This is a genomic window from Deltaproteobacteria bacterium, assembly GCA_016933965.1.
In the GTDB taxonomy this organism is placed as follows: Bacteria; Desulfobacterota; Syntrophia; order Syntrophales; family UBA2210; genus JAFGTS01.
In genome coordinates this window covers 1-14,522 of record JAFGTS010000007.1, presented here as the reverse complement: position 1 = coordinate 14,522, position 14,522 = coordinate 1, and the positions used below count along the sequence as shown (strand labels likewise).

At 53.9% G+C, this 14,522-nt stretch carries 4 protein-coding genes and 2 tRNA genes; 4 read left to right on the top strand and 2 right to left on the bottom strand.

The window, feature by feature from the left end; translation table 11 throughout:
* Window positions 1-11: 11 nt before the first annotated feature.
* Window positions 12-1,145 (bottom strand): DNA-processing protein DprA, encoded by a 1,134-nt coding sequence (gene dprA, locus JXO48_01750; protein MBN2282591.1) that lies wholly within the window; start codon window positions 1,143-1,145, stop codon window positions 12-14.
* 718 nt (window positions 1,146-1,863) lie between these two features.
* On the opposite strand from dprA, the gene JXO48_01745 reads away from it, so the two are divergent.
* The 4 genes from JXO48_01745 to JXO48_01730 all read left to right on the top strand — a co-directional run bounded on the left by JXO48_01745 (window position 1,864) and on the right by JXO48_01730 (window position 5,691).
* The gene (locus JXO48_01745) at window positions 1,864-4,737 is read left to right on the top strand and encodes a hypothetical protein (GenBank protein MBN2282590.1); all 2,874 of its coding nucleotides are present in this window, start codon (window positions 1,864-1,866) and stop codon (window positions 4,735-4,737) included.
* A gap of 288 nt (window positions 4,738-5,025) precedes the next feature.
* Window positions 5,026-5,102 (top strand) — tRNA-Arg (locus JXO48_01740).
* A gap of 13 nt (window positions 5,103-5,115) precedes the next feature.
* A tRNA-His gene (locus tag JXO48_01735) sits at window positions 5,116-5,192 on the top strand.
* 61 nt (window positions 5,193-5,253) lie between these two features.
* Window positions 5,254-5,691 carry a hypothetical protein gene (locus JXO48_01730; GenBank protein ID MBN2282589.1) on the top strand — a complete coding sequence of 146 codons (438 nt, stop codon included), beginning with the start codon at window positions 5,254-5,256 and terminating at the stop codon, window positions 5,689-5,691.
* A 236-nt stretch (window positions 5,692-5,927) separates the two neighbouring features.
* Here JXO48_01730 and JXO48_01725 read toward each other — a convergent pair.
* On the bottom strand, window positions 5,928-14,522 hold an 8,595-nt coding region (locus JXO48_01725; protein ID MBN2282588.1), incomplete at its 5' end, for a hypothetical protein.

Below are 14,522 nucleotides of genomic sequence, written 5' to 3'. Positions count from 1 at the left end.
TGCAAGGGGCGTCACCGCCGTACCCTGAAAATTTTTCCTGGAAGCTGTTCCAGGCATCCTCTGAGTTCGAGAGACAGAAGCGTGTTCAGAACATCCTGAACGGGACGTCCGGTAACGGCGGCAATGTCGTCAATGTGGCAGGACTTTTCTCCGAGCAGTTCGAGTAATTGTCGCTCGTGGCCCTCGAATTCTCCGTCCGTAAGGACGTCTGTCCGCTCATCGGCTGTCAAATGGTTCTGTTCATGCAACCGCAGTTTTTCCGTTTCCCCTATCTGAGAAACTATTTCTTCAAGAACATCATGGACGGTCTCGACCAGTTTGGCACCCTCCCGAAGCAGCCGGTGGGTTCCTCTGGATCCCGGTGAATCGATCATTCCCGGTACGGCGAAAACCTCTCTGCCCTGCTCGAGAGCAAGGCGGGCCGTGATCAGGGAACCGCTTTTTTCTCCGGCTTCCACGACGACGACACCGTAGGACATGCCACTGATAATTCTGTTCCGGCGTGGAAAATGCTCGGCCTTCGGCTGTGTCATCTGCGGGAACTCCGTTACGACGGCGCCGCTCCCGGCTATCTGATGAAAGAGCTCCTTATTCTCAGGCGGATAGATGACGTCCATGCCCGACCCCATGACGGCGATTGTCCGTCCACCCGCGGTCAGCGCCGCCCGGTGCGCTGCCGAATCTATGCCGCGTGCAAGCCCGCTCACGATGGTGACATTCTGTAGGCACAACTCACGGCAGAGCCGCTCGGTCATGAATCTACCGTAAGTGCTTGCCTTTCGGGAACCGATAACGGCGATGGTTACCTCGCCGGGATGAAGCGTTCCCTTGACATACAAAAGCGGGGGATAATCATGAATATGGCGAAGCAGCTTCGGATATGCGGGACTGTTCGCCGTAATGATGGAAACTCCCCGCCCCTCGCAATCATCCAGTTCCCTCTCAACGGCGGACCAGTCGTTGAATCTTCCTATCAGTGAAGCCGTCTGACGGGTCAGACCGGCCCTTTCAATAAGCTCGGCAACCGGGATATTGAAGACACTCCGCGCGGTGCCGAATGTGTCGATGAGCCGGTTGACTGTACTCGGACCCATGCCGTGCATACGTCCCAAGGCAAGCCAGTATTTCAATTCATCCCGTTCCATTACGTGTTCACGTAAAGATTATTTCCGGGGGTGAAACAGGGGCATAGAAATATATTTCATGGAGCTCCTTGTCAAGTATTTTTCGGTATTGGGGAAACGTGAATCGGGATTCGGGAAACGTGAATCGTTTGATAAAGTGACAAAGGAGTAAAGCGACAGGGCGACAAAGGGGTAAATACAGGGTACGAGAAAGAAATGTAGTTGCCCGATTCATCGGGCGCTTTTCACCTCCTTTTTGAAAAAGGGAGGCAGGGATGGATTTATAAAAGAGGGAAATTCGAAAACTCAGGCAATTTTCTTCCAATTTGTAATCCGTAATCCGCTTAATCCATAATCCGTTTTCACCATGCCCCTTTGTCATTCCGGAATCCGCGTTAGCGGATATCCGGAATCCAGGGGGTCTGTATGTACGTGATAAAAGCCGGATTCCCGCCTGCGCGGGAATGACAACCTGAGTGTGTCATGGAGCCGAGAAGCGGCGCGGCAATCTCGCCGGAACACCATAATCCGTTAATCCACTAATCCACTAATCCGTTAATCCATTAATCCGATTAATCCATAATCCCGATTCCTGATTTCCGAATAACGAATAACGAATAACGATTTCCGAATCCCTCATCTTGACAACCCGGTGTACATATAATAGCGTTGCCGCGTGAGCAGAAAACAGCGGTCATCGGGCCGGCCAGGTCCGGGAAGTCCTCAGAAAAGGTGGATCATGGGTTCTCGAGCATTGATATGCGGTATCGTTCTTGTCATGGTGTGCGGCATGGTGCTCATCACGTCCTCCTCGATCCACGCTCGATCGACGGATCTGCTGGTAGAACCTGAAACCGTGGACTTCGGCATCGTCAGAGGGAGAGAATTAAAGAGCCGCACGCTCCTGCTGACCCGAAGTCACGGTGTGGACCCTCTCCGCTGGTGGATCACCGAAGGCAATGGAAACGGTCTTGATATCAGTCCCGGCTCCGGCATTCTCGGTGCCGAGCCGGTGTCGATCATCCTTACCCTGGATCCCCTTGACCTGAAACCCGGCCGATATGATACACGGCTTATCATCGCATCTTCGGCAGGCATCCAGACCGTGCCGGTGTCCTTTACCCTTCTCGCGTGGCGATCGGCCCCGCCGCCGATCCTTGAAGAACTGATCATCACCGGGGGGACGGAAGCGATTCCCGCCGGCGGGAAAAAGCGGTTCCAGGCCCGGGGAGTATATGCCGATGGTTCGGTTCGTGACCTTTCGGATCAGGTCTCATGGAGATCGGGAAACACCCGCATCGCCGCCTTTGAAAGAGGCGGGCTTCTGAGCGCACGGACCGAGGGCGACACCTTTATTATTGCAGAAAAGTCACAGGTGCGCAGTCCCGTTGTCATTATACGGGTCGATGCGACGGAGGGGCCGGTCCTGGCCGTGCCGTCCACTGAGATTTCCGTCGGGCGGGTTCCATCGGGCATGCTTCGGGACGAATTCATCAGTATCAGAAACAGCAAAGACGGGGAGCTTGAATGGAAAGTCACCGCTTCCGGCGGCTGGATACGATTTGCCAAACCGGGAGCGCCCGTCAGGGCAACAGTGGAACCCGAGAGCGGCTGGGGCTTGCAGGAGGGAGGACCCGGGGGGGATGAGGCAGGTCTGCAGGTTCTTGCGGGGAAAGGCCCTGCACGGGTGCCTGTCTTCATTGATACGACGGGACTCCCCGCGGGTACCTATCATGAACGATTGTATATAGAGTCAAACGGCGGAGATGAGGCGGTCGATATATCCATGGAGGTGGTGACACTCAAGGAAATCCTTCTGAGCCCCGTAAATGTTTTCATGAACAAGGGCGATACGATGGACTTCAGGGTCACCGGCATCTGGTCGGACGGGCGCAGAAGCGATCTTTCGACTTCTCGTGACGGAAACTGGCTGGTATCGGATGCTGCAAAAGGTTCTTTCACCGCGGGCAGGGCACGTTTTGCCGCAAAGGAGGAAGGACACGCCGCGGTGTCGAGAATGATCGGGGGGTCCCGCAGCAACGAAGTTCACATAGATATCCAGGACGTACCATTAAGTCCTGTTTTGAAGGTGACGCCTCACGAAGTGGGCCTTGGAAAGATCGGCCCCGGTGAAAGCGGCCGGGGGGTTTTCCTGCTCAGCAACGTGGGGACCGGAACGCTCGAGTGGTCTGCCGGCTTCAAAGACGTGCCGGAAGGGGAGGAAAGGCGGTCCTTGAACGGTGCCGTTACCCGTCATCGGCGATATTTAAATATTTATGCGCGGTCACTGATCGATGATGGTTCAGATGCGCCTCTTCTTCGGAAAACCTATCCCGTCCAGTTGGTCGTTGAATCGGATACGGGGCGCATATACCACCGCAGGGACCTCCCGCAGGGCCGGTATCGTGAGGAACTGCCCATCGAATATAACGGCGGGGCGCGAACTCTCTTTGTTGCTTACGAGGTGACCGGAAAACGTACTCGACCTGAATTGTACGTGGAGCCGCATGGTCTGGATTTTGGTGTTCTCGGGACGGGAACACGGTCCGTGAAAAAGGTGACCATTGAGAACAGAGGGAAAAACGTTCTTGCATGGAATACGATCGCACAGAAAAACCGAACGAGCTTTCGGAATTTTCCGCTCACCCGGGGCCGGTACTATTCGTTTCTGAATGAAACGGATCCAGGCACCACTTCCTACATCGTGCCGGAGCATATCAAGGGAAAGCTCTTTTTGTCCGGGGAGTGGGGACAACACGATGGATATCCGTTAAGCACCGCGAACCGTGACACCCTCCGTTTCACCTTCAGCGGAACGGGGGTCGCCCTCTATCTCTGGAAGGACAGCAACGGGGGGATCGTGAACATCTTTATGGATGGTGAGGCCCGGCAAGAAATAGACTGCGCCTCTTTTAAAAGAGAGAGGATCGTCGTTCCCATCGACGAGGAGCTTGATGCGGGGTTGCATATACTTACCCTGACGGTTCGTAAGGGCGTGGCTGAAATCGAGGGTGTGACCGTTTACGGCGGAGAGATAAAACGGGGAAGGGGGCAATGGCTTCAGATCTTTCCCGACCGTGGAACAACCACGAACGAGACCGATTATGTGAACGTGACCGTCGATACCGGGGGACTGCCGGCCGGACAGTATGCGGAAAACATCATTTTTTACACCGATGAAACCAGCGAGATAGTTCAAGTAGCACTTGATATTATGGAGGGTAACCCCTCTGATATGATAGATATATATTCGTACCAAACAGCAGGCTCCGTGCTGCTGTCGACACGAACTGAAGGAGCTGAACAACCCGTATCATTCCGACTCTTTCAGAAAGGTTCTCCGGGAACGACGGAGTTCTTCCGCTGGTTCAATCCGCAACTGAAGGATTATTATTATTCTTATGAAACCGAGGTGGAGAAAACGGATCTGGAAGGCTATGTCCTTGAAGGTCCTGTCGGCAGTATCGCCACTATCCCCCTGCCGGGAACGAAGGAACTTTACCGGTGGTACAACGTGAATACGGGCAGGCACTATTTCACTACCGACCCGGCGGGGGAAGGGTATCAGAACCGGGGATACCGGTATGATGGGATAGCGGGGTATGTGAAATAAGAAATGCAGCGACAAAGGGGCAAAGCGACAGAGTGACAAAGTGATAGAGTGACAAAGGGGCAGAGCGACAAAGTGCTAAATACACGGTACGAGAAAGAAATGTAGTTGCCCGATTCATCGGGCGCTTTTAAAACGCCGATAAATCGGCGAACCACAAACAAAAATAAGCACAGTAATATCGAATGATGAAGTGCGATACAGCATATGAACTTTTTACGGAATTGTTCACCATACTCCTTGACAAATTTTATCAAAGGCGCTAGTGATATCGGTCTCATGAAAGGATGTGCGCCTGTAGCTCAGCTGGATAGAGCAACGGACTTCTAATCCGTAGGTCCCGGGTTCGAATCCCTGCAGGCGTACCATAAACTATATGTGGTGGGTGTAGCTCAGTTGGTAAGAGTGCCGGGTTGTGGCCCCGGAGGTCGAGGGTTCAAGTCCCTTCACTCACCCCAAAAATATATCGGGGTGGCGGCGCAGGCCGTCACCCCTTTTTTATCAGGAGGCATGGAAAGGATGGAAACACAGTCCGTAACAATAACGATACCGACAGACCTTTTGAGCAAGATCAGAGAGCGTGGTAATGACACGGATGCAACCGTGCGGGACGCACTGGAGGCGTTCTTTCAGCTCATGGACGTAACAGCACAGACCATGAAAGGCCGTTTTTCCCTGAAGGAAGCGGCCCTTCTCTGTGACATCTTCCGGAGCACACAGATGGACATCGAGAGGCTCGCGGACTGGCCCGACATATTCGCCTGGGATGTGGAGGATACGGAAAAATATGAAAAGCTGGGCGAGCGCGTCGGTGTCAATGCCGAAGCTCTTGCCGAGAAGCTGGGTGCCCTGCAGCCGATCCAGACGCTCTGGCTCCATGACCGCATCAGGATCTTCTGGAACCGGGCGGCATCGGACGAGGAGAACCGGGAACTCCTGGCGGAATTGTTCGGATGAGAACGTGCCTGAGTGCCTGAATCGGGATTATGGATTAATTGGATTACGGATTACAAATTGGAAGGAAATTGCCTGAGTTCCCCGAAATTCCCTCCTTTATAAATCCCTCCCGGCCTCCCTTTTTCAAAGGGAGGAGAAAACCGCCCGATGAATCGGGCAACTACATTTCTTTCTCGTGCTGTGTGTTTGACACTTTGTCACTCTGTCGCTCTGCCACTTTGTCGCTTTTCGACCCCTTACGGAACTACCGTAGATGTGCCGGCTCCATTCCCCGTGAATAACCCAGGCATAAATACATCTCCACCGGAAACAGGCAACTGAGTTATGGTTCCAGCCGCGGCACCATTGATATCTACGTTGTATCCACCGACCGACCCGGAGGGATATCCTCCATACCGCATATATATTTCCGCGGACCAGGGATCTAGCGCTTTGTCTCCCCACTGCTGTATTTCCAGGATGACATTCTCACTGAATCCCGTGCCATCCATTATGGCCTGGTCGCCCGGAGAGGGGGCTGAAATGAAGCTTCCGTAGACCTCATTGGTTGCCCATATTCTCGGTGGCGCACCCGAAGAATATCCGAAGAAGATGACGTTATCCATATATACAACATAATTTTCACCGGGACCCCAACCCACGAGGTCGGTTCGTCCGATCTCTACAGCGGGAATTTTCAATTTGTCGAGTTCCGTGGGATTGGTACTGACCATGTCGAGGAATTTCTCCGTATCCATCCACGTTCCGAGGGCGGTGGCCTCCCAGGTGAACGTTGCCGCATTGAAGGTCCCTTTCAAAGTGCCCCCCATGACGCCTGTGACGGCATCGTTCCAGTCCAGCCAGGCGCCGGTAACATCAGCCTGGCAGGTGTTTTCCCCGTCATTCCAATCGGGGCTGTATATCTCCACCCACTGGTGGATTTCTCCCGTATCATCTGCAAGCGAGAGCTGCCAGTAATCGGGTGAGCTTTCATCATATCCTGCATCGAAATCATATCCGCCATAGAGATTCGTCCACCATATACCCCAGTTCTCGTTTTTTATGGAGGTGAATTCGGAGGTGTATTTGGCATCGTAGAAACCAGTGTCAGCCGATATATATCCAATGTCAATATAACCATCACCACTTAACCAGAAAGCCCCTTCACCGCTGAGGATCAGCGCATCATCATCGCGATTGAGCGGGTCTGAAAGGTCTCCCGGCAGGAGATCTCCTGACTGCATGCCGTTCACAGAAGCGCCCCATCCGGTTATTTCAAACATTTCAATGGCCGGGCAGATGCGCCCTTCGAGATAATTAATAACCCGGTAGCCGGCTCCAATGCCGTCCGGATCAATGTACATGCCGATCAATCCGCCTGTCAGGATATCGTTGTGGTGATTTCCACCAATGTATCCATAGAAGTGGCCGCCATCATAGGTGGTATTCGTACCGTCCACGAAGTTATGGCTATAGAATGTGCCTGACCAGATAGATCCAGGGCCCGGTGGGATGTAGTCCCCGATAAAAGTTGACCGGAATTCATCCTCCACTGAGATAAAACCGCCCAGGATGCCGCTCAACGTTCCCGATGAAATGACCTCGATCTGCTCCAGTTCAGGATTGTAAGAGGCCGCTGTAAGTGGGATCGTTACGTCTGACGCGTAGTTCAAAAGATGTCCCCCATAAAACCCGACGCTTTCACCGATCCATGTGCCGTCTTCCACAGTGTCATGCAATCCGTAGAGCCATCCGCCCATGTTTCCCGTCTGCCGGTGCGTTATGTAAAATCCCACTAAATCCGGGACATCGCCGGCGGTCCATACGCCGAAATAACCGTTGATGGTGCCGTCACCATACCAGCTTCCCAGAAGCGACGCGATCCAGTACCCTGTGTCATCACCAGAATCCAAAGAATACCCGAATGTTCCCGTTCCACCAGTGTAAGCAAGAAATACTATGTCGTCAACAAAGGGTTTCCCTTCATAGGTATTCAAAGCACCGCCGAACTTCAGATCACATACTCCCCAGGTAAAAGGTGTTTCCTTTCCCGGTGATATTCCGGAATCATCATAGAAGAACATCGTTTCGCTCCACCAGAGGTCACCATTGATGATCCCTGTGGGTTCCATCACTTCATCCACAAAAGATCCGGATAATCCCGAAAAGGTTATACCAAGGTTGCCAGAGCCGACCTTATCAGGGTTGATCGTTTCATCAATAAAAGGAGGTTCCGATAATTCGACCCAACTGAACACGTCCTCGCTGATCCCGATCATCCACATTTTCAGTAACGGATCCGCATAACCGCTGATATCGGATACAAGAAATCCAATCGGCACGTCTGTGATTGCGATCATGTAACCGTCCATTATGGTGGTATCTCCAGAGCGCCAGAGACCGGCGGTGAATCCTTCGAACGTGTTTCCATCAAAATCACCGCCGGATACCCTGCTGTTCCAGAGAAGGTCACAGAAAGCCAGTTCTTCGTCACAGTCATATTTGCCCATGGCCACAAGCATCAGGCCTTCGCCTTCAATGGCACCGATGAGGCCCCACTCATGGCCGCCGAGTACGAAGGAACCGTTATCGAGGTAGTAGAGGCTTGCAGGCGGGTATGAATCGCCACCCCAGGTCCCGCCGAGCGCCAGGTCATCCCACTTGATAAAGGTGATATCGTCCCAATCGTATCCGCAGGTCCGCGTTTGGTCATCGATCCAGAATGCGCTCCCGGGAAGCTCTATAATGCCGATTTCCGTGCCCGTCATGTATTGAATGTCACTCGACGAGAGATCCCAGTAGCCAAGCTCGCTGTCGTAATCACCCCACAATTCTCCCATGAAGAGAACCGTGTTATCGAGTGACCCGCCGCCGATGTATCCGTTGAGAGATCCACCAAAACCAAAGAGGCTGTCTCCGTCATAGATACCAAGACACAGAGAGCCAACCGCCGTTCCGGGGTCTCCCCACGTCGGGTCGCCCACAAGCGGGTCTGTGCCGCCGATGATTCCTTCCACGTATCCTCCAAAACCATCTCCGACCTCGACATCGCCATTGAAACGACCGCTGAAGGTGAGAGAATCGGTTGCTTCGTAAGCGCCGACACTCTCCCCGATCCAGGTGCCGGAGGTGCCGGCATCAGAAATGCCGAAGAATGTGCCGGTCATGGTCCCCGTGTACAGTTGCGTAAGAAAGACGCCGTCGAGGTTCCCGATGATCTCGCCCGTATCGGTCCAGGTGCCAAGAACGGTGCCGCTCCAGTACCCACTGCCACTCTCGTCGAATTCACCATCTCCACCGATGCCTGCATACCATTCGGCATCCCCCGCCGGTTTGAGGTCAAATCCTCCACCGAAGGCCGTCGCCATCTTGAAGTCATAGATGCCCCATCCCGGTGCTTCTCCCTCATAGAGGAAAAAGGTCGTGCTGCCGTCATCAGGCCCACCGTAAATATATCCGACATAGCCATCATTCAGGAACGCTCCGGCCAGGTTGGCATACATGAAGGGTGGATTTTCCGCGTATACGTCGGATGAGAGTTCGCAGGAAGCGACATCAATCCCGGCATTTTTGATGCCGGCTCCAATTAAACCATCGAAATACCACAGTGAATGCCCCGAATCACTATCATAATACCAATCATAGTAACCGCAGTTGTCGACATCGCCGGTAAGAAATCCTGCTTCGCCGTCTTCATTGATGAATATGGCGATGGTGTTGCCGAACAGGTTTTCCGCGACGGCAATGCCGCCGGTATACCCCGCGACGAGACCATCGGCGCCGCTCGTTTCCTGTGCGGTCACTGTCCCGTTCCACAGATAGTGCGTATAGACATGATCGAAAGTAAAACGTCCCATTGATCGGTATGGAGCAGCTATCGCATCCCAGGGGAGACCCGTGGAGCCGATGAGCCCTGAAACGTCTCCGGCATACAGAACGGTGCCGCTGTCGTTACGGTACAGGTTCCCCGATACCGTGCCGCTCAGGAGGAGCCGTTCCCCTTCATACATCCCCAGGCCTATCCCCGCCCAGTCGGCTTCATCATAATAATAGCCCGTCAATTCCCCCGAGATGGTTCCCATTCTGTATTCGCTCAGGAAGATGCCCGGTGAGACGGTTCCGGTCAGAGAACCATCCTGCCAGGTTCCGTCAGAGATAGCAGCTATCCAGTAGCCCGTATCGTCAACGTTTTCGGAACCGTCCCAGACGGTCCCGAAAACGGCATTCCCGCCCAGAGTTCCCGTCCAGACCTGTTCGTCCAGGGGATTGTCCCACGAGCCGTCAAGGATGCAGGTGAAAATGCCGAAATCCTCATCGTCGAGATACCGCGTCCATCCGTCAAGGACGTTGAAGACGTCGCCACTGATCGAGCCGCCGCTGGTAAAGGTGCCGTAAATACCGCAGGGAGCGAACCTCGATTCCTGAACCGATTCATAGAAAAGATCAGCCGGGATAACCGTGGTCCCCAGGGTAATGGGTTCCCAGCTGCCCGTTACCTGAAACATCCGCAGATCATGGTAAAAACCGCCACCAAGTGAGCCCAGGAGCACCCCGATGGTTCCGTCGGGAGCGCGGTAGAGGGCCGTAACGCCGGCATCAATGGCACCGCCGTTCCACGCGCCTCCGATGAATCCGTAAAAGGCGCCGTCATCGAAGGTTACCTCGTCAAGAGGGCGGGAATCATCATGGCTGTAAAGGTCGTTGATCCAGATATACTGATACAGATCATCATAGTCGGATCTGTAATCACCTATCACAACGATGTCGGCAGGTCCATACCAGGGAGAAGCGAGGCCGCCGACGAATCCCGGTGGAACATCGTCGAGCCAGCCAAAAGGCTGTTCAGGGGGAGCACCATAGAGTTCATAAGTCCCTGGTGCGTTATCGGTAAAGGCGAAGTATGCAAGTTCGTCACACTCCCAGGCACCCACGCTCTCGCCGATCCAGGTATAGGTTCCACTGTCACTGATGCCGTAAAAGGGACCCTGGAGGGTTCCCATCAGGTAATAGGAGAGAAAGATACTCCACGTGTCGGGATCATCTGGCAATTCCGTTGGATCGTTTCCCAGATATCCTTCAAGGACACCATCGGCGGACCAGCTTCCATTTACCGAGGCAAGCCAGTATCCCCAGTCATAGGCGGCACCATCATAGCCGAACTCACCAGAACCGCCGGTAACCGCCTGCCATGAGTCTGCACCGGCAGGACGGGAAAAGATGTTTTCGCTGGAACCGATCTTGAGATCGTAGATACCCCAGGGAGCACTTCCGGTAACATCCGAGTAAAAGAAGAGGGTCGTTCCGGACAGATCGGCCGCACGGATATATCCATCACCATCAAAGGTACCGGAAAAGGCATAATTCCCGCTCATCATGGAAAGGGTCCCTTCTACAGCGCTCACATTTCCGAGGGCATGCTCTTCGGTGAACAGGAGGGTCAGGGTTGACGTTGCGTCCCACATGCCGATTTCCGGGTAGAAGGATCCCGAAAAGGAACCGTCAGCGAGGATGCCATACATGTCATCGCTGTCACCGTAGAGGGCGAGAATGCTTCCGAACATCGACTCACCGCTCCAGACACCGGCGGCATATCCGAGACAGTGCACATCGTCTCCCCCTGTGGCCGTATCCCAGCCTTCAACAACCGTATTGAACAGAGACGGGGACGGTTCCTCATATAACCCATAGATCCCCATGATCGAACAGGTCATGGGTCCCGCCGCCGGCAGGGTGAAAGAACCAATGAGTCCGAATTCATCGCCCCCGGCGGTAAAGTTGCCGGCATTGTTGTAATACAGTGTTCCCCCTTCTGTTTCCCCCCATTGCCCGCTGAAGGCAAGCGGGACACCTTCATACACGCCCATACCGGTGGCGGCCCAGTTGCCGGATTCATCGTAATAACCAAGCATATCACCTGTAATGCTGCCCATCCGGTATGCGCTTATAAACGTTCCCGACAGGGTACCGTCAAGAATGCCATCCTGCCAGCCACCGTCCGGTATGCCGGCGATCCAGTATCCCTGGTCACTAACATAACCTTCTCCATCGAACACAGTTCCGAACACGGCCGTACCACCCAGCTTTCCCGTCCAGTCGGTATCACCGTCGGGATTGGTGTACCCGCTTCCGTAGCCGTCGATAATGACGTTGTAGATACCCCAGTCCAGGCCGTCAAGATACTGCGTCCAGCCAGCCCAGGTGATGTCACCATCGATAAGGAGGGATGAGCCGTTGAGTGAGCCGTTTCCCCCGCTGAACGTTCCACCCAGTACTACATACATGTCTGCGTCGGTGCTGATGCTTTCATAAAAAACTGCAGGATCGAGCAATCCAGGAGAGGAAATGACGGTTGATGTCCAGGTGCCATCAGCTTCGTATATCCCGATGTCATTGGAATACAGGTCCTGATAATACCGGCCGGCAAGGTCTCCCGTTAGGTAACCCACCGAGCCGTCAGGAAAAACGGACAGCATGATGGTCCGGCCGGTAATGTCCGAATCCGACCAGACGCCTCCGGCAAACCCCCGGTATGCCCCGCCGTCATACGTGGTATATGTATCGTCAAGCCAGTTGTATGAGTACACAACGCTGTTCCAGATATAGGGTGTGCCGGGAGCGTATCCCATGGCGTCATATTCTCCCTGATACACGACGGCAAAGGGATCCGGATACCACGTTGATTCAAGCCCTCCCATTAAGCCCTCAACATACCCCCCGGTAAAATCAAATACTTCTCCCGTATCGGTGTACAGTTGAAAGGCCGGTCCTTCGTCCCAGCCGTTCAATTCGTATATGTCACCGCTGAAGGAAAGGGGCTCGCTGTTCCATGCGCCCAGGAAAACGCCTTCCCAGGAACTCTCAAGGGAATTTGACGAGAGGAACCCGTCGCCGCCCATGGTTCCCAGCGTGGTGTACGTCAGGAAACGGCCATCAACGCCTTCTCCCTCTTCATTCTGCCAGACATCCAGCATGAAATACCCGTAATTGCCTGTTCCATCGCCGTAGGCACCGAATGAGCCGTCGCCGCCGATGGTCATGGCCCAATCGGTTGTTTCATTCCAGAATGTCCCATATAGAGAGAGACCATATATACCCCAGTTCTGAGCGACCGATGAAGAATAGTCAAAAATGGACAGGGTGTCCCCCTGAGCGCAGTAACCACCGATCATCCCGCCGTCGAGGAACTCACCGCGTATGACCACGGGAACGATGAGCCCATAATAAAGGTTGTCGCTCAGGTCCTGCGCCGCTATGCCACAACCTGCCGTGACCGCATCACGGTTCATGGTGCCGGTCATTTCGAACATGTCTATATCGGGATAGCCCGTCCCCTCGAGGTCGCCCAGGAGATATCCCGCTTCACCGTCAGGGGCGATGTAAATGCCCAGAAAACCGCCCCGAAGGAGGTCGTTTTCCTCCACGCCGCCCATCAGTCCGCAATAGGCGCCGCCGTCATAGGTGGTATAGCTCTCATTTGAAGCGTTGCTACTGTAGATCTCGCTTCCATACCAGGCACTTTTCCCCTCATGGCTGTATGAGCCCAGGAGATAGGAATATATATCGGTCCCATCCCAGAGAGTAGCGGAACCACCCATGAGGCCGGCAATATCGCCGGCATTTACAAAGCCGGGATATCCGTCATTGTCCTCTCCGTAATAAAAAGAGGCCCCGATATCGCTTGAAAAGGACAGGGATATTTCAGAAAGCTCGTCGATGCCGCTGTCCTGGATATCCCAGGTGGAGCTTCCTGCATCGTATGAACCGGTCACCGTTCCGGTATTGCCTCTGCTGATCGTCGTTCTCGTCAGGTATGTCAGAGAAGAAAATCCGGACATGTCGGTGCCGTCATAGGTGCCATTTGCACTGCTCAACCAGTATCCGACCGAAAGTTCATTTTCATCCAACACATCACCGCCCGAGAGAAGGTTCCAGGCGAGGGTGTGTGTGCCCGTATAAGTTCCGTTCATATCAATGAGCCAGCTACCCCAGTTATCATCCAGAACAACGGATACATCACCGGTCGCTGAGCCTTCAAGGTCACTTCCTGTTCCTGAAGCAAGGCCGGAGAGAAAATACCGGTTCAGATAAAAGGAATAACTGTTTTGAGTGTCGTTACCGGCGAGGTCGGTTGCGGATACGAGAAGATCCACCTGTCCGGCCGGGATGTCGGATACATCGAGAGTTCCTCCTGTAACGTACCATGTTTCACCGCCGTCGAGGCTGTAAGAAAAGGTAACTATTTCATCGCTGGACGTGGTGATATTCGACCAGATTGTCCCTGCAACAGGGGTAACCGTGAGGGCGTCAATGAAAGGGTTTGTCATATCGACGGCCCATCCATAGGCGATGGCAGGGGATGTGTTCCCGGCTTCGTCCGTTGCCGTGAGCAGGATCTCATACACACCTTCACCGAGACCAAAAAGGTTAAGGGTGTCGCCTGTTCCAATCCATGTTTCCCCGTTGTCGAGACTGTAAGAGTACGTTACAGGAGCTTCATCTGCACCGAAGGAGAAAACTGCCATGGGCTGATTGATGAATTCATCGGGTGTGCCCATGAACAACACGTCAGGTGCAGTGTAATCAGTTGACCAGATGTAAATTGCAATGTTGCTTTCGTTCCCGACGTTGTCGCTTCCTTTCATGAAAAGTTGGTTCTCGCCCTCGGGAATGCCCGAAAGATCGAGTGTGGCGCCGGTGGCCGTCCAGATCTCACCGTCGAGACTGTAGGCATAGGTGATGGGTGTTTCTTCACTGCCGAAGGTGAAGGCCGCCGTGTTCTGATTGGTAAGCTCATCAGGTCCGCCGGTGATGCTTACATCAGGGCCCGTGTAGTCCGTCGTCCAGGCATAGGA